This is a genomic window from Pseudomonas sp. MYb541, from assembly GCF_037479595.1.
Lineage (GTDB): Bacteria > Pseudomonadota > Gammaproteobacteria > Pseudomonadales > Pseudomonadaceae > Aquipseudomonas > Aquipseudomonas canadensis.
In genome coordinates, this window is sequence record NZ_JBBGYS010000014.1 from 38747 (window position 1) to 55663 (window position 16917).

The following is a 16917-nucleotide window of genomic DNA, read 5'->3' on the forward strand; positions in this document are numbered from 1 at the left end:
AACCGTCGAAAACTACGGTCTATTCAAGACTTTTACATCATGGACGCTTGCGGTTGCTGATCAGCGTACCCACACCGGTATCGGTGAAGATTTCCAGCAGGATCGCGTTCGGCACGCGACCATCCAGGATCAGTGAGCTGCCCACGCCGCCTTGCACCGCTTCCAGCGCGCAACGGATCTTCGGCAGCATGCCACCGTAGATGGTGCCGTCAGCGATCAACTCGTCCACTTGTTGCGTGGTCAAGCCAGTCAGCACTTTGCCTTCCTTGTCCATCAAGCCGGCGATGTTGGTCAACAGCATCAGCTTTTCAGCCTTCAATGCTTCGGCCACCTTGCCGGCCACCAGGTCGGCGTTGATGTTGTAGGACTCACCGTTGGCACCCACGCCGATGGGCGCGATCACCGGGATGAAGTCACCTTTGACCAGCAGGTTCAGCAGGTCGGTGTTGATGCCGATCACTTCACCCACCTGGCCGATGTCGATGATTTCCGGCTGGGTCATTTCCGGCGTCTGACGGGTCACGGTCAGTTTTTTCGCGCGGATCAGCTCCGCGTCCTTGCCAGTCAGGCCAATGGCGCTGCCGCCGTGACGGTTGATCAGGTTGACGATGTCTTTGTTGACCTGGCCGCCGAGGACCATCTCCACCACGTCCATGGTCTGCGCGTCAGTGACACGCATGCCATCGATGAAGTGACTCTCGATCGACAAGCGCTTGAGCAGGTCGCCGATTTGCGGGCCGCCGCCGTGCACTACCACCGGGTTGATCCCCACGGCTTTCATCAACACGATGTCGCGGGCAAAGCCGGTTTTCAGCTCTTCGCTTTCCATGGCATTGCCGCCGTACTTGATCACCAGCGTCTTGCCGACATAGCGTCGAATGTAAGGCAACGCTTCGGACAGGACCTTGGCAGTGTTGGCAGCGGCTTCGCGTTCGAGGGTCATTCAGGGCTCCGGTAAAAAATCAGAACGGTAATTGGAGATCAGGGGCAACACGTTTCAACTGGGCGTGGAACACGTCCTTGATGCGCTGCAACTCAGCCTCGGTATCCGCCTCGAAACGCAGGACCAGCACCGGCGTGGTGTTGGACGCGCGAACCAGGCCCCAGCCTTTGGCGTAATCGACTCGCACACCATCAATGGTGGTCAGGTTGGCACCTTCGCCCCATTGCGCATCGTGCAGTGCGTCAATGATGCTGAATTTGCTCTCCTCGGTCACATGGATATTGATCTCTGGCGTAGAAATATCGTTCGGGAAGGTCTGGAATAGCTCTTCGGCGGTGGATTTTTCCTTGCTGAGGATCTCCAGCAGGCGCGCAGCGCTGTAAATACCGTCGTCAAAGCCGAACCAGCGCTCCTTGAAGAACACGTGGCCGCTCATTTCGCCGGCCAACAGCGCGCCGGTTTCCTTCATTTTCTTTTTGATCAACGAGTGGCCGGTCTTCCACATTAGCGGGCGACCGCCATATTCCTTGATCAGCGGGGTGAGGCGGCGGGTGCACTTCACGTCGAAGATGATCTCGGCGTTGGCATTGCGCGCCACCACGTCACGGGCAAACAGCATCAACAGGCGATCCGGGAACACGATTTCTCCGGTCTCGGTCACCACACCCACGCGGTCGCCGTCGCCGTCGAAGGCCAGGCCCACATCCGCCCCGGTTTCCTTGACCTTGGCGATCAGGTCCACCAGGTTTTCAGGCTTGCCCGGGTCCGGATGGTGGTTGGGGAAGTTGCCGTCGACCTCGCAGAACAACGGAATCACTTCGCAGTTCAAGGCTTCGAGCAACTGCGGGGCGATCACGCCGGCCGCGCCGTTACCGCAGTCCACCACCACTTTGAGGCGGCGTGCGAGTTTGACGTCACGGGTGATTTCATCAGAGTAGCGTTGCAGGATGTCGACTTTGGTGATGGTGCCCTTGCCGCTGGTCAGATCGTTGTTTTTCAGGCGGTCGTGCAGGGCCTGGATCTGTTCGTTGGCCAGGGTGTCGCCAGCGATGACGATCTTGAAACCGTTGTAGTCCGACGGGTTGTGGCTACCGGTGAGCATCACCCCGGACTTGCCGGCCAGTACGTTGGCGGCGTAGTACAGCGCGGGCGTTGGCACCAGGCCCACGTCGCTGACATGGCAACCACTGTCGGCCAGGCCCTGGATCAGTTGTTCCACCAGCTCCGGGCCTGACAGGCGACCGTCACGGCCGACCGAAACGTTGGGTTCATCCTGGGCCAGGCTCTGGGAGCCGATGGCGCGGCCAATCCAGTAGGCGGTTTCGGCCGTCAGGGTCTTGGGCACTACGCCACGGATGTCATAGGCGCGAAAGATACTGTCGGGGAATGCTGGGGCTACGCGGGCTGCGGTACTCATCGCGGGGGGAAACTCCATCTGAAGGGGGCAAGGCTGGCCTTAATGTGGCTGGCCGGCAGGCTCAAACTGAAGGGTATGACGGTGTTTTTGGCAGAGAGTTCGTGGTGCAAAAATGCCATCGGAGCGCTGGCTCCGTGTTTATGTCTGCGTAATGCTTTGATTTCTATGGGGAAATCTCGCTGATAAAATCCGCGCATTCTTCGTCCTGAAAAGCCTTGCGGTGGCGTCGGGCCGGGCAACAGCGCCCGGCCAGAATTAGCTTAGTCAGTGACTGCCGGAATGCCCAAAACCGCCTGCGCCGCGTTGGGTTTCATCAAACTCCTGTACCAGTTCGAAGTGCGCCTGCACCACCGGCACCAGTACCAACTGGGCAATGCGTTCGCCGACAGCGATGTTGAACGCGGTCTGGCCACGGTTCCAGCATGACACCATCAGTTCGCCCTGGTAGTCCGAATCGATCAGGCCGACCAGGTTGCCCAACACGATGCCGTGTTTATGGCCCAGGCCAGAGCGCGGCAGGATCAGCGCTGCCAGGCCAGGATCGCCTACGTAGATCGACAAGCCGGTCGGAATCAGAATGGTCTGGCCCGGCTCAAGGACAGTGTCTTCCTTGAGCATGGCGCGCAGGTCGAGGCCGGCGGAGCCTGGGGTGGCGTAGGCCGGCAGTGGGAATTCGTTGCCGATGCGTGGGTCGAGGATCTTGGCTTGCAAAGCGTGCATGGAAATTAAACCTGGTTCAGCCGTTGGGCGATAAAAGAGATCAGTTGGCGGGCAATCTTGCCCTTGCTGGTCTGGGCGAAAAGGGTGGCATGCAGGTCGCGGTCGATCACGCTGCAGGCATTTTCCTCGCTGTTGAAGCCGATGCTCGGGTTGGCGACATCATTAGCAACGATCAGGTCGAGGTTTTTGTCTTTCAATTTGCGTGCGGCGTAGTCCAGCAGGTGCTCGGTCTCGGCGGCAAAGCCGACACTGAACGGACGGTCTGCGCGGGTGGCAATGGTGGCCAGGATGTCTGGGTTGCGCACCATTTGCAGGAGCAGGCCGTCGCCGCTTGTAGGGTCTTTCTTGAGCTTTTGCGGGGCGACCACTTCCGGGCGGTAGTCTGCAACTGCTGCCGAGGCGATGAACAGGTCGCACGGAATGGCCGCCTCACAGGCCGCCAGCATGTCGCGGGCGCTGACTACGTCGATTCGTGTGACCCGATCCGGGGTCGGCAAATGCACCGGGCCGGTGATCAGGGTGACGCGCGCGCCTGCCTCGACCGCCGCTTCAGCCAAAGCGAAGCCCATTTTTCCTGAGCTATGGTTGGTGATGTAGCGCACCGGGTCGATGTTTTCCTGGGTCGGGCCAGCGGTGATCAGCACATGCTTGCCGGTCAGGGCCAGGTGCTGGAAGCACTCGGCCGCACACAGCGCCAGGTCGGTGGCTTCGAGCATGCGGCCCATGCCGACGTCGCCGCAGGCCTGGCTGCCGGACGCCGGGCCGAACACCTTGAGGCCACGGCTTTGCAGGAGTTGGGTGTTGGCCTGGGTGGCTGGGTCGCGCCACATGGCTTGGTTCATGGCCGGGGCGATGGCGACGGTGGCGTCTGTGGCCAGTACGAGGGTGGTCAGCAGGTCATCGGCGATGCCTTGGGCCAGGCGGGCGATCAGGTCGGCGGTGGCCGGGGCGATCAGCACCAGGTCGGCCCATTTGGCCAGCTCGATATGGCCCATGGCGGCTTCGGCTGCCGGGTCCAGCAGGTCCAGGTGAACCGGGTGGCCGGACAGCGCTTGCATGGTCAGTGGGGTGATGAACTCACTGCCACCGCGGGTCATGACCACGCGCACTTCGGCGCCTTGGTCCAGGAGCCTGCGAACCAGTTCTGCGCTCTTGTAGGCGGCAATGCCGCCGCCAACGCCGAGAACGATGCGTTTCCGATACAGACGCTGCATTGGTTTGCCTTTCCAGTTCAGTGATGCCAGTTCAGTGACGCCTGCGATGCCCCCTCCCCAGGGGAAATCGCCTGCAAAAAAGAGGGCCTACGATAACACAGCGTCCGCTAGGCAACAGCGGCGCACATGCCACGGCGCGTATGGAGAGGGAGGTGAGATGAGTATTCGTGATTGGCCGGTGGCGGAGCGGCCCCGGGAAAAGCTTTTGGAAGGGGGCGCGGCGAGCCTGTCGGATGCGGAGTTGCTGGCGATCTTCCTGCGTACCGGGGTTTCCGGTCGGAGCGCGGTGGACCTGGCGCGCCATCTGTTGGCGCAATTTGGCGGCTTGCGCCCCTTGCTGGAGGCCAGCCAGGCGCTGTTCAGCCAGCAATTGGGGCTGGGACCGGCGAAGTTTGCCCAGTTGCAGGCGGTGCTGGAAATGGCCCGGCGCCACATGGCCGAACGCTTGCGCCAGGACTCGGTGCTGGAAAGCCCTGTGGCCGTGCGGGATTACCTCAAGGCGTTGTTGCGGCACGAGCCTCATGAGACCTTCGGTTGCCTGTTTCTCGACTCAAAACACCGGGTACTGGGTTTCGAGGCGTTGTCCCAGGGCACCATCGATGCGGCGATGGTCTATCCCCGGCAAGTGGTCAAGCGCGCCCTGGCGTACAACGCGGCGGCGTTGATCCTGTGCCACAACCATCCTTCCGGCAGCCTTGAGCCGAGTGCGGCTGATCGAAAATTGACCAAGTTGCTGCAAAAAGCCTTGGAAGTGGTGGATGTGCGGGTGCTGGATCACATCATCGTGGGGGATGGCGACCCGTTGTCGATGGCGGAGTATGGGTGGATGTAGGAGCCGACTTGCCGGCGATCAGGTCCGCAAGATCGCGATGGACTTCGCTGACGCCATCGCTGGCAAACCAGCTCCTACAAGGGTTAATTGACGCTGACTTTGGAGAAGTCCTGGCGCCCGAATGGGCTCACCTGGTAGCCCTCGACGTTCTTGCGGGCCAGGGCAAACGCGGTCGGGTGCGCGAGCGGCAACCACAGCGCCTGTTGCTGGATCTGCGCCTGGGCCTGCTGGTAGAGCTTGGTGCGTACGCCTTGCTCGCTGGTGGTCTTGCCAGCGCTGATCAGCTTGTCCAGCGCGGGGTCGCAATAGCGGGCGAAGTTGGTGCCGGATTTCACCGCTGCGCAGGAGAACTGCGGGGTCAGGAAGTTATCCGGGTCGCCGTTGTCGCCGGCCCAGCCCATGAACAGCAGGTCGTGTTCGCCGGCCTTGGCGCGGCGGATCAGCTCGCCCCATTCGATCACGCGGATCTCGGCCTGGATGCCGACCTTGGCCAGGTCAGCCTGTAACAGCTGTGCACCAAGGTTCGGGTTAGGGTTCAGCAGGCTGCCGGTGGGGCGTGTCCAGATAGTGGTCTTGAAACCATCCTTGAGCCCGGCGCGATCCAGCAGTGCCTTGGCCTTGGTGAGGTCCTGTGGATAACCCGGCAGCTCCTTGGCGTAACTCCACGTGTTGGGCGGGAAAGGTCCGTTGGCGGCTTCGGCGGTACCTTCAAACACGGCCTTGAGGTAGCTGCCTTTGTCGAACGCCAAGTTGATTGCCTGGCGCACTTCGGGCTTGTCCAGAGGCGGGTGCTGGCTGTTGATGGCCACGAAGGCGGTCATGAATGCGGCGGTTTTTTCCACCTTGAGTGCCGGGTCCTTTTCGGCTTCGCCCACATCCAGCGGTTTGGGGGACAGGGCGATCTGGCATTCGTCGCGATGCAATTTTTGCAGGCGCACGTTGGCGTCCGGGGTGATGGCGAAGATCAAGTTATCCACAGACGGTTTGCCGGCGAAGTAGTCCGGGTTGGCCTTGTAGCGCACCACGGCATCTTTCTGGAATCGGCTGAAGATGAACGGCCCGGTGCCGATTGGCTGGCTGTTGAGCTTCTCCGGCGTACCGGCCTTGAGCAGCTTGTCGGCATATTCCGCTGGGTAGATCGAGGCAAAACCCATGCTCAGGGCGGCGAGGAAGGTAGAGTCGGCGTGATCCAGGGTGAAACGCACGGTCAGCGGATCAAGGGCGTCGATTTTCTTGACCAGCGTCGGCAGTTGCAACGATTGCGCATGGGGGAAGCCACTCTGGGCGATCTTGTGCCAGGGGTTGGCCGGGTCGAGCATGCGCTCGAAGCTGAAGCGCACGTCTTCGGCGGTCAGGGTACGGCTAGGGGTGAAGTATTCGGTGCGGTGGAATTTCACATCCGGGTGCAGCTTGAAGGTATAGGTCAGGCCATCCGGCGAGACTTCCCAGCTGTCCGCCAGGCTGGGCACCAGTTTGCCGCTGGCCGCGTCGTAGTCCACCAGGCGGTTCATCAGCACATCGGCCGAGGCGTTGGTGGTGGTCAACGAGTTGTATTGCACCACATCGAACCCTTCGGGGCTGGCCTCGGTGCAGACGCTCAAGTTGCTGGCGGCAGAGGCCAGCGGCGCGATAAAGAGAGGGGCGAGCAATAGCGGTAGGGCAGCGAGGCGCATGTTCGGTTTCCTTTGCAGATCGAAGGCCCATCTGCGAGTGCAGTCTGGAAAAGTCCTACCGTAGTGGTCTGATTGGTAAATGACTAGCCCATTTTTGCCTGTGCTTTTGCCCCAAATGCTGTTTTGATGGCACCTCAGCGCATTTTGCCGAGCACTTAATGGTGCGCGCGGGCGCTGTAAATCATTCTGTGCGACGAGCGGTCGGCTGCGACAGCGGCCCCTCCTGGCAACGGTTCAGGCGTCTGCCGCCAAGATTTACGCCAGTAAAAACACTCGGGCTGTTGTTGCACCTGGGTCTTTCTGGTATAAAGCAGCGCTCTTTTCTAGGGGCCCGGTTCCTTCGCTTGTAGGTGTAGCCGGTAAGACCCTAAAGAAACGCGGCGCCTGGCGCCAAATGACTGAGAGATTAAGCGGCCAACCCATGCCGGGTTGGGCATGTGGTTTTAGAGGGCTGAGGCATGTCGAGAGTCTGTCAAGTTACCGGTAAGGGTCCGGTGACTGGGAATAACATTTCCCACGCAAATAACAAAACCCGTCGTCGTTTCCTGCCGAACCTGCAGCATCACCGCTTCTGGGTTGAAGAAGAGAAACGTTTCGTCCGTCTGCGCGTATCTGCTAAAGGCATGCGCATCATCGACAAGCGTGGCATCACTGTCGTGCTGGCTGAATTGCGCCGCGCTGGCACAATCTAAGGAGCTATATCATGCGTGAATTGATTCGAATGATCTCTAGCGCCGGTACTGGTCACTTCTACACTACCGACAAGAACAAGCGTACTACCCCGGACAAGCTCGAAAAGAAAATGTTCGACCCGCGCGTTCGTAAGCACGTGATCTACAAAGAAGGCAAAATCAAGTAATTGATTTTCCTCCTTGTGAAAAAAAGCCCGTATCTCACGATTCGGGCTTTTTTTTGCCTGCGATTTACCGGTCAGGCTTTCTGTTCGAACACCACGTAGATCTTACGGCACGGCTCCAGCACTTCCCAGGTGCCGCTGAACCCGGCCGGGATCACGAAACGGTCGCCGGCGCGCAGGGTCTTGGCGTTGCCATCGGCATCTCGTAGCACCGACACGCCCTGCACAATCTCGCAGTATTCGTGTTCGGTGTAGCTAACCTTCCAGTGCCCGACTTCACCTTCCCACACGCCCGCGCTCATCTGGCCGCAGGGGCTGTTGTAGTGGTTGTAGATCGTCTGTTCGGGATCGCCCTTGAGGATTTTTTCGGCGGCAGGGCGGTAGCGCTCGGCGGCGGTCTTGGCTTGGCTGAAGTCGACGATGTCCTGGATGCTCATGTGCGTGTCCCGTCTGGCCTGCGGTTGGAGAGCCCAAAGTCTATGTTTATTAAAATGAACATCGCAAGGGCGTTTACTGGCGTTATGTCAAATATATTGAAACATCCCCAGCCGCTGGTTTAGGGTGGCAGCTGCCTTGCGCCGAACCATTGGCTGGCGGGCAAGAATTCTTTGAGGCTGCCGTGGGACATCCCCTGGCCCTTGTATTCAATAAGAGGAGGACACTCGCATGACCACCCTGACCCGTGCCGATTGGGAACAACGCGCCAAGGATCTGAAGATCGAAGGCCGCGCCTACATCAATGGCGAGTACACCGCCGCCGCTTCCGGTGACACCTTCGAATGCATCAGCCCGGTCGACGGCCGCCTGCTGGCCACTGTTGCCAGCTGTGACGTGGCCGACGCCCAGCGCGCCGTTGAAAACGCCCGCGCCACCTTCAATTCCGGTGTGTGGTCGCGCCTGGCGCCGGCCAAACGCAAATCCGCCATGCTGCGTTTCGCAGCCTTGCTCAAGGCCAATGCCGAAGAGCTGGCGCTGCTCGAAACCCTGGACATGGGCAAGCCAATCAGCGACTCCCTGAACATCGACGTACCCGGCGCGGCGAATGCCCTGAGCTGGAGCGGCGAGGCCATCGACAAGATCTACGACGAAGTTGCCGCCACCCCGCATGACCAGTTGGGCCTGGTGACCCGCGAGCCGGTTGGCGTGGTTGGCGCCATCGTGCCGTGGAACTTCCCGCTGATGATGGCCTGCTGGAAGCTCGGCCCGGCGCTGTCCACCGGTAACTCGGTGATCCTCAAGCCGTCCGAAAAATCCCCGCTGACTGCCATTCGCATCGCGGCCCTGGCCGTTGAAGCCGGTATTCCAAAAGGTGTGTTCAACGTGCTGCCAGGTTATGGCCACACGGTCGGCAACGCGCTAGCGCTGCACATGGACGTCGACACCCTGGTGTTCACCGGCTCCACCAAGATCGCCAAGCAGCTGTTGATCCGCTCCGGCGAATCGAACATGAAGCGCGTGTGGCTGGAAGCGGGCGGCAAGAGCCCGAACATCGTGTTTGCCGATGCACCGGACCTGCAAGCTGCTGCCGAATCCGCCGCTGGCGCTATCGCGTTCAACCAGGGCGAGGTCTGCACCGCCGGTTCGCGTCTGCTGGTCGAGCGATCCATCAAGGACACATTCCTGCCGCTGGTGATCGAAGCCCTCAAGGGCTGGAAGCCCGGCAACCCACTGGACCCGGCCACCAACGTCGGCGCACTGGTGGACACCCAGCAAATGAACACCGTGCTGTCCTATATCGAAGCCGGTCATGCCGATGGCGCCAAGTTGATCGCCGGTGGCAAGCGCACGCTGGAAGAAACGGGTGGTACTTACGTCGAGCCGACGATTTTCGACGGCGTGACCAACGCCATGAAAATCGCCAAGGAAGAGATCTTTGGCCCGGTCCTGTCGGTGATTACCTTCGACAGCGCCGAAGAAGCGGTCGCCATTGCCAACGACACCATCTACGGCCTGGCCGCAGCGGTGTGGACGGCGGATATCTCCAAGGCCCACCTGACTGCCAAGGCCCTGCGCGCCGGTAGCGTATGGGTCAACCAGTACGACGGCGGCGACATGACCGCGCCGTTTGGTGGCTTCAAGCAGTCGGGCAACGGTCGCGACAAGTCGCTGCATGCGTTCGACAAGTACACCGAGCTGAAGGCGACCTGGATCAAGCTCTAAGCAACACGCTGATTCCTGTAGGAGCGAGCTTGCTCGCGAAGAACTAGAAGGCGCCGCGTTTATCCAGGATAGGCGCGTCATCGTTAACGTTTTTCGCGAGCAAGCTCGCTCCTACAGTTCGTTTTGCACTCCCTGAAAATTATCCACAGGAGCGTGGAAATGCGTTGGGCGACTTATTTCGCCGTCCTGGCTTCGGTGCTCAGCGTCGGTTTGGCCCTGGGCGTCAGTATGCCGCTGGTGTCCCTGCGCCTCGAAAGCTGGGGCTACGGCAGTTTCGCCATCGGCGTGATGGCAGCCATGCCGGCCTTTGGCGTACTGCTCGGCGCGAAAATCTCCAGCCGCATGGCCTCATGGCTCGGCACCGCCAATCTCATGCGCCTGTGCCTGTGGGCGGGTGCGGTGTCCATCGGCTTGCTGGCGATCCTGCCGAGCTACCCGGTCTGGTTGGTGCTGCGCCTGATGATCGGCGTGATTCTGACCATCGTGTTTATCCTTGGCGAAAGCTGGATCAACCAGTTGGTGGTGGAGCAGTGGCGCGGCCGGTTGGTGGCGCTGTATGGCTGCAGTTATGCCTTGAGCCAACTGTCAGGCCCGTTGCTGCTGGGCTTGATCGGCACCGACCATGATTACGGCTTCTGGGTGGGCGTGGGCTTGTTGGTGGTGGCGCCATTCCTGTTGCTGGGCCGCTCCGGCGCGCCAAGCGCCGAGTCCTTCAGCGTGACCTTCGCGCAACTGTGGCGCTTCTGCCTGAGCCTGCCGGCGATTGCCTGGGCAGTGGCGTTATTCGCCGCCTTCGAGGCGATGATTCTGACGTTGTTGCCGGTGTATTGCCTGCAACAAGGCTTCACTGCTGAGATTGCCTTGGCGATGGTCAGCACCGTAGTGGTGGGCGACGCGCTGCTGCAGCTGCCCATCGGCGCACTGGCCGATTACCTGCCACGGCGCACGTTGTTCCTGGCGTTTGCAGTGCTGTTGCTGGCGTCGAGCCTGGCCATTCCGTTGTTGATGCATACGCCGCTGATCTGGCCGGTGTGGGTCGTGTTCGGTGCGAGTGCGGGTGGCTTGTTCACGCTGTCGCTGATCCTGATCGGCGAGCGTTACCGCGACGATGCGCTGGTGCGTGCCAATGCGCATGTGGCGCAGTTGTGGGGGATCGGTTGCCTGATCGGCCCACTGGTGGCGGGCGCCGGCAGCCAGTGGATCAGCGGGCATGCATTGCCGTTGCTGATGGCCGCGGGGGCGCTGGGCCTGGTGCTGCTGTTGCTGCGCCAAGGCGCATTCGGTGCAACACAGCCGGCCCTGTAGGAGCTGGCTTGCCAGCGATTGCGGTGTGTCAGCCAGCAAGTTGATCAACTGACACGTCGCAATCGCCGGCAAGCCGGCTCCTACAGCATGCGTTCCAAGCCTACTGAGGTGGCGAACCAGGCATTGAACCGTCGCCACCAACTGCCCGGCTCACGGGTCAGGGTGTGCAGTTGGCCGTTGTCTTCGGTCACCCACACTACTTGACCGTCCTGCAGCTTCGCCTCGTAGCTCAAGGGTGGCGCCATGCCTTGCAGTGCCAGGTTGCGCACGTGCTCTGCCAGCTCCGGGCTGTCGACCAGTACACCCACTTCGGTATTCCACAGCACCGAGCGCGGGTCGAAGTTGAATGAACCGATAAACGACTTCTCCCGATCAAAGATCATCGCCTTGCTGTGCAGGCTCGAATCCGAGCCCCGGAAGGTGCCGCGACGAAACAGGTGTGGGCCACTGCCGCCACTGGGGTCGCCCGGTTGGCGGCGCAGCTCGTAGAGTTTCACGCCGTGCTCCAGCAGCGCCTTGCGATAGGGCGCATAACCGCCGTGCACGGCAGGCACGTCGGTAGCTTCCAGGGAATTGGTCAGCAGGCTCACCGACACACCGGCATCGGCGCGCCCGGTCAGGTACACCAGCCCCGGTTGCCCTGGCACGAAGTACGCCGAGATCATCATCAGCTCATGGTTGACGCCTTCCAGCTCCGGCGCCAGTTGCGTGGTGAGCAACAACCGAGGGTCCGGATCGGCCTTGGCCAGCACCTTGCTTGGCGCGTCCCACAGCGCCTGGTTCCAGGCCCAGATCAGCTCGCGGCGCCAGGTGTCCATGCGCGGTTGGGTCTGATAGGTGCGCAAGCGGTTGTACAGCGCGTGGTTCTGTTGGCGCGACTCGGCCAGGGACGCTTCCAGGCGCACGCGCGCGGCGGCCAGGTCGCCTTTGGAGGGCGTATTGGAGACGAAGTCGTCAATCGGCTTGCTCAGCGCGCTGTTCCAATACTGGTCGAAACTGTGACCCAGCTGTTCGGCCACCGGGCCCACGCTGAGCATGTCGATGTCGGTGAAGTTCAGGTTGGGCTCAGCGTCGAAATACTCATCCCCCAGGTTGCGCCCGCCGACGATGGCCACACTGTTGTCCGCCAGCCACAACTTGTTGTGCATGCGCCGATGTTGCAGCGACAGGTTGAACAACCGGCCCATGGCTCGCGTAACGCCTGTGCTGCGCCCCAGGTGCAAGGGGTTGAACAGGCGGATCTCGATCCTGGGATGGGCGGCGAGGGTAGCGATGATCTGGTCGAGGCCGTCGCTGGTAGTGTCGTCCAGCAGGATGCGCACGCGCACGCCGCGGTCAGCAGCCTTGAGTAGTTCGTCCACCAGCATGCGGGTGCTGATGCCGTCGTGCACGATGTAGTACTGCAGGTCGAGGCTGGTCTGGGCGTTGCGGATCAGCTCGGCGCGGGCCATGAACGCCTCGCTGCTGTTGGGCAGCAGGCGAAAGCCGGAGCGGCCCTGATACGGCGCCGCCTGGGCCTGGATCGAGCGGCCGAACGACGATTGCGCGGCGGGCAAGGCGTCGCTGGGGATGCGCGGCGTGCTCACCGTCGCGCAGCCGCCCAGAGCCAGGGCTCCCAACAGGAAAAACGGTAATAGCCGTTGAATCATCAAGGGAGTTGCTTCCAGATCAGGACGGTTGTCGGCATATGACGGCAATTTCCCGCGAAAGGTCAGTCGGCGGCCTCGGCCAGCATCTTGATTGCGGCAGTGCCCACCTTGCGCACGGCTTCTTCAATCTGCGGGGTTGGTTTGGCAGCGTAGTTCATGCGCAGGCAGTTCCGGTATTTGCCCGACGCCGAAAAGATGCTGCCGACGGCCACCTGTACGCCTTGCTCCACCAACACGCGGTTGAGCTTGAGCGTGTCGAAGCCTTCCGGCAGCTCGATCCAGAGCATGAAGCTGCCTTGAGGCCGGCTGGCGCGAGTGCCTGCCGGGAAGTAGCGGCTGACCCAGTCGAGCATCAAGTCACGATTGCGCTGGTATTGGGTGCGCATCCGCCGCAAATGCGGTTCGAAGTGGCCACCTTTGAGGAACTCGGCGATGGCAATCTGCGGTTGTGTTGCGGTGGAGCCGGTGCTGATGTATTTCATGTGCAGCACCCGCTCCAGGTAGCGACCCGGCGCGACCCAGCCGATGCGCAAGCCCGGCGCCAGGGTTTTCGAGAATGAGCTGCACAGCACTACACGGCCGTCCTCATCGAAGGATTTGATAGTGCGCGGGCGTGGGTAGCTGTAGGCCAGTTCGCCATAAACATCATCTTCGATGATCGCCACGTCAAAGCGTTGGGCCAGGGTCAGCAGCGCCTTTTTGCGCGCCTCGGGCATGATGTAGCCCAGGGGGTTGTTACAGTTGGGGGTCAGCTGGATGACTTTGATCGGCCACTGTTCCAGCGCCAATTCCAGGGCTTCAAGGCTGATGCCGGTGATCGGGTCGGTGGGGATTTCCAGGGCTTTCATGCCCAGGCCCTTGAGGGTCTGCATAGCGCCGTGGAAACTCGGCGAGTCCACCGCAACGATGTCGCCAGGCTCGCAGATCGCATGGATGCTGGCGGACAGCGCCTCATGGCAGCCGGTGGTTATTACGATGTCCTCGGCCGTCAGTTGGCAGCCGGAGTCCAGTGACAGTCGAGCGATCTGCTCGCGTAACTCCATACAGCCGAGGATATTGTCGTAATACAGGCCCGGCAGATCCTGGCGGCGGCTCACGCGAGCCAGGCTACGCAGTAGCGGCTTCATGGTGGGCGACAATACATCCGGCATGCCGCGCCCCATCTGTATGACATCTTTGCGCGGGACTGCGCGAACCAGCTCCAGTACCTGGTCCCACTGGGATATCTCCACAGGCCGCTGTGCCGGACGGCCAACTTCGGGCAGGGCCGGCAACTCGCGGCCGACTGGCACGAAGTAGCCGGATTTCGGCTTCGGCATTGCCAGGCCGTTGTCTTCCAGCAAGCGATAGGCCTGCTGCACGGTGCTCAGGCTGACCCCGTGTTCCACGCTTAAAGCCCGTACAGAAGGCAGCCTGTCTCCAGGGCGATAGAAGCCCTGTTCGATGCGAGTGCCCAGTAATTCGGCGAGGTTCATGTACAGGGTCATGGCGGTCGCTCCCGAGAAACCATTACAGATCGCCCGAAAATACAGGATTCAGCCGCCGATAGGCAGTATCTGTATGGATTTAATAAAGTCGGGTTGAATCTGTAATGGTTTATGCCCTGCGCCCATCCTTGTCACTCAAGGCAACAAGGCAAATGAGGGGCGGCAAAATGAACGGCATGAGCGATGTGCGGCTGGCGCTACACGGTCAGGAACTGCAGGCAGGGCAAGAGCGGGCGACGGCGCCGCGCGATATCAGCCGCTGGGGTCTGTTCTGGCACCGTCGTCACACGCGCAAGGCGTTGCTGCATCTGACCCACGAACAACTGCGCGATGTCGGGTTGACCGCCGAACAGGCGCGCCAGGAAGGTCTCAAGCCCTTCTGGTGCGACTGAATCACACCAGCTCTTTGAGGCGATGCCAGAGCATCCCCAGTGCCAACAGCGGCGAGCGCAGGTGCTTGCCGCCGGGGAAGGTGATGTGCGGCACCTGGGCGAACAGGTCGAAGCGCCCCTGTTGCTGGCCACTGATGGCTTCGGCCAGCAACTTGCCCGCCAGGTGGGTGGCGTTGAGGCCATGGCCGGCGTAGGCCTGGGCGTAATAAACGTTGGGTTGGTCGGCCAGGCGGCCAATCTGAGGTAAACGGTTGGCGCCGATGCCGATCATGCCGCCCCATTGATAATCGATTTTAACGTCAGCCAATTGCGGGAAAACCTGGAGCATTTTCGGACGCATGTAGGCGCCGATGTCCTTCGGATCGCGACCGGAGTAGTGACAAGCGCCGCCGAACAGCAGGCGACGGTCGGCGGACAGTCGGAAGTAATCCACGGTGACACGCTGGTCGCACACCGCCATGTTCTGCGGCAGCAGGTGGGCAGCCTGCACTTCGCTCAACGGCTCGGTGGCGATGATGTAGCTGCCGGCGGGCAACACTTTGCCGCTCAGGTGTGGGTTGAGGCCATTGAGGTAAGCATTGCACGCCAGCACCAGGGTCTTGGCGCGCACGTTGCCCTGGGCGGTGTGCACGTTGACTTCGGGGCCGTAGTCGATACGGGTGACTTCAGACTGCTCGAACAGCTTCACGCCTAGTTGCTGCGCGGCGGCGGCTTCGCCAAGGGCCAGGTTCAGCGGGTGCAGGTGACCGGAACCCATGTCGATCATGCCACCCACGTAGCGGTCCGAACCGATTACGCTGCTCATCTCGTTGGCTTGCAACAGGCGTACTTCGTGGCGATAACCCAGGCCACGCAGCTCTTCGGCGTCTGCGGCCAGGCCTTGCAGGTCGCGAGGCTTGTTGGCGAGGTCGCAGTAGCCCCAGGTCAGGTCGCAGGGAATCTGAAAGCGTTCGACGCGCTCACGCACGGTCTCCACGGCTTCCAGGCCCATCAGCTTCATCTGGCGCACGCCATCGGTGCCGATCACATTGGCGAACTGGTCCAGGCCATGGCCGACGCCACGGATCAACTGGCCGCCGTTGCGTCCGCTGGCGCCCCAGGCGATCTTGCGCGCCTCCAGCAACACCACGCTGAAACCCCGCTCGGCCAGCTCAAGCGCCGTGTTCAGCCCGGAAAAACCGCCGCCCACCACGCATACATCGGCCGTTACTTCGCCGGTCAGCACTGGGTAATCGGGTTGCGGCACGCTGCTGGCGGCGTAATAGGACGGGGTGTGCCGGGCGCTGGCAGTCATGGGGAGCATCCCTGTTTGGAAAATTTGACGCAGGATACAGTGGTCGGATGAAGCTGTCTGCGCAGGGCGTTTTGCGGCAGAATCCACGCCTATTCGCCGTTCGGTATGTGTTTCGATGAGTTGCAACAGTCAGAAAATCAGCGCGCTGCGTCGGCAGATTCCTTCGTTCGAGTGCGTCCCCGGTTGCCACGACTGCTGTGGGCCGGTGACCACGTCACCCGAGGAAATGTCGCGCCTGCCGCGCAAGACCGCCGCCGAGCAAGATGCGGCCATGGATGAACTGAACTGTGTGCACCTGGGCCCCAACGGCTGCACGGTGTACGACGAGCGACCGTTGATCTGCCGGCTGTTTGGCACCACCAAGGCCTTGCCGTGCCCGAATGGGCGGCGTCCGGTGGAGCTGATTCATCCGCGGGTGGAGAAGCAGATCCATGAGTACATGGCGAGCACGCGGCAGGTTTTGGTTTAGCCCGCTCTTCAGTCCGGAATCGGCAGGTTAAGGCTCTCCTTCACCTCTTCCATCACGATATAGCTCTTGGACTCCCGTACATGGGGCAGTTTGAGCAGGATATCGCCCAGCAGTTTGCGGTACGACGCCATCTCGGAAATCCGTGCCTTTACCAGGTAATCGAAGTCACCTGATACCAGGTGGCACTCCAGCACATGGGGCAGTTTCAGCACCGCGCGGCGAAACTCCTCAAAGGTGTCGCCGGACTTGTAATCGAGGCTGATCTCGACAAATACCAGCAAACTGCCCTTCAAATGCTGCGGGTTGAGCCGCGCGTTGTAACCCATGATGATCCCTTCGCGCTCCAGCCGGCGCACACGTTCGGTACAGGGCGTGGTCGACAGCCCGACTTTTTCCCCCAGCTCCGTGAACGAAATACGCCCATCGGTTTGCAGGATGCGCAGGATGTTGCGGTCGATCTTGTCCAGCTCCCGCTTGGTCTGGGTGTTGGTACGCATAGGGGATAC

Annotated in this window: 16 protein-coding genes and 1 pseudogene; 7 read left to right on the plus strand and 10 right to left on the minus strand. The window is 61.3% G+C overall.

Annotated elements, in window-relative coordinates; all coding sequences use genetic code 11:
- Positions 1–37: 37 nt before the first annotated feature.
- The 4 genes and pseudogenes from argB to coaBC form a co-directional block, all read right to left on the minus strand.
- Entirely contained in the window at positions 38–943 is a 906-nt protein-coding gene (argB, locus tag WH299_RS10845; protein ID WP_017735763.1) for an acetylglutamate kinase, read from the minus strand.
- Positions 944–962: 19 nt separating this feature from the next.
- Positions 963–2384, minus strand: a pseudogene (locus tag WH299_RS10850) (phosphomannomutase/phosphoglucomutase); the annotation flags it as partial.
- Between the two features lie 240 nt (positions 2385–2624).
- Positions 2625–3080: a dUTP diphosphatase gene (dut, locus tag WH299_RS10855; protein ID WP_016975923.1), complete on the minus strand. Its 456-nt coding sequence runs from the start codon at positions 3078–3080 to the stop codon at positions 2625–2627.
- Between the two features lie 5 nt (positions 3081–3085).
- Complete coding sequence (gene coaBC / locus WH299_RS10860) at positions 3086–4294, minus strand: bifunctional phosphopantothenoylcysteine decarboxylase/phosphopantothenate--cysteine ligase CoaBC (protein ID WP_028618473.1); 1209 nt, start codon at positions 4292–4294, stop codon at positions 3086–3088.
- Between the two features lie 157 nt (positions 4295–4451).
- Between coaBC and radC the strand changes: the two genes are divergently transcribed.
- The gene (gene radC / locus WH299_RS10865; RefSeq protein ID WP_122729870.1) at positions 4452–5126 is read left to right on the plus strand and encodes a RadC family protein; all 675 of its coding nucleotides are present in this window, start codon (positions 4452–4454) and stop codon (positions 5124–5126) included.
- 83 nt (positions 5127–5209) lie between these two features.
- Here the strand turns inward: radC and WH299_RS10870 are convergent, their stop codons facing one another.
- A complete protein-coding gene (locus WH299_RS10870; RefSeq protein WP_339550256.1) occupies positions 5210–6799 on the minus strand; it encodes an ABC transporter substrate-binding protein in 1590 nt (529 codons plus the stop codon).
- A 458-nt stretch (positions 6800–7257) separates the two neighbouring features.
- On the opposite strand from WH299_RS10870, the gene rpmB reads away from it, so the two are divergent.
- Together rpmB and rpmG are read left to right on the plus strand one after the other, a co-directional pair.
- A complete protein-coding gene (gene rpmB, locus WH299_RS10875) occupies positions 7258–7491 on the plus strand; it encodes a 50S ribosomal protein L28 (RefSeq protein ID WP_010207494.1) in 234 nt (77 codons plus the stop codon).
- Positions 7492–7502: 11 nt separating this feature from the next.
- Complete coding sequence (gene rpmG, locus WH299_RS10880) at positions 7503–7658, plus strand: 50S ribosomal protein L33 (RefSeq protein WP_003176906.1); 156 nt, start codon at positions 7503–7505, stop codon at positions 7656–7658.
- 71 nt (positions 7659–7729) lie between these two features.
- Here rpmG and WH299_RS10885 read toward each other — a convergent pair whose 3' ends face one another.
- Entirely contained in the window at positions 7730–8092 is a 363-nt protein-coding gene (locus WH299_RS10885) for a cupin domain-containing protein (protein ID WP_028618470.1), read from the minus strand.
- Positions 8093–8321: 229 nt separating this feature from the next.
- Between WH299_RS10885 and WH299_RS10890 the strand changes: the two genes are divergently transcribed.
- Both WH299_RS10890 and WH299_RS10895 read left to right on the plus strand, forming a co-directional pair.
- On the plus strand, positions 8322–9815 hold the full coding sequence (locus WH299_RS10890) for an aldehyde dehydrogenase (RefSeq protein WP_339550257.1): 1494 nt from the start codon (positions 8322–8324) through the stop codon (positions 9813–9815).
- A 159-nt stretch (positions 9816–9974) separates the two neighbouring features.
- Positions 9975–11120, plus strand: coding sequence for an MFS transporter (locus WH299_RS10895; RefSeq protein WP_339550259.1), 1146 nt, complete (start codon positions 9975–9977; stop codon positions 11118–11120).
- An 80-nt stretch (positions 11121–11200) separates the two neighbouring features.
- Here the strand turns inward: WH299_RS10895 and WH299_RS10900 are convergent, their stop codons facing one another.
- Complete coding sequence (locus tag WH299_RS10900; RefSeq protein ID WP_042942897.1) at positions 11201–12769, minus strand: phospholipase D family protein; 1569 nt, start codon at positions 12767–12769, stop codon at positions 11201–11203.
- Between the two features lie 62 nt (positions 12770–12831).
- Positions 12832–14256, minus strand: a complete 1425-nt coding sequence (locus WH299_RS10905) for an aminotransferase-like domain-containing protein (RefSeq protein WP_123474777.1) — start codon at positions 14254–14256, stop codon at positions 12832–12834.
- 167 nt (positions 14257–14423) lie between these two features.
- Here WH299_RS10905 and WH299_RS10910 point away from each other — a divergent pair, with 167 nt between their 5' ends.
- Entirely contained in the window at positions 14424–14648 is a 225-nt protein-coding gene (locus tag WH299_RS10910) for a DUF1127 domain-containing protein (protein ID WP_339550260.1), read from the plus strand.
- A 1-nt stretch (position 14649) separates the two neighbouring features.
- On the opposite strand, the gene WH299_RS10915 is transcribed toward WH299_RS10910, so the two are convergent.
- A complete protein-coding gene (locus tag WH299_RS10915; RefSeq protein ID WP_323622924.1) occupies positions 14650–15942 on the minus strand; it encodes an NAD(P)/FAD-dependent oxidoreductase in 1293 nt (430 codons plus the stop codon).
- A 115-nt stretch (positions 15943–16057) separates the two neighbouring features.
- Here WH299_RS10915 and WH299_RS10920 point away from each other — a divergent pair, with 115 nt between their 5' ends.
- Positions 16058–16411 carry a YkgJ family cysteine cluster protein gene (locus WH299_RS10920; protein ID WP_028618464.1) on the plus strand — a complete coding sequence of 118 codons (354 nt, stop codon included), beginning with the start codon at positions 16058–16060 and terminating at the stop codon, positions 16409–16411.
- A gap of 8 nt (positions 16412–16419) precedes the next feature.
- Here the strand turns inward: WH299_RS10920 and WH299_RS10925 are convergent, their stop codons facing one another.
- Positions 16420–16908 (minus strand): Lrp/AsnC ligand binding domain-containing protein, encoded by a 489-nt coding sequence (locus WH299_RS10925; protein WP_003176896.1) that lies wholly within the window; start codon positions 16906–16908, stop codon positions 16420–16422.
- Between the last annotated feature and the right edge of the window lie 9 nt (positions 16909–16917).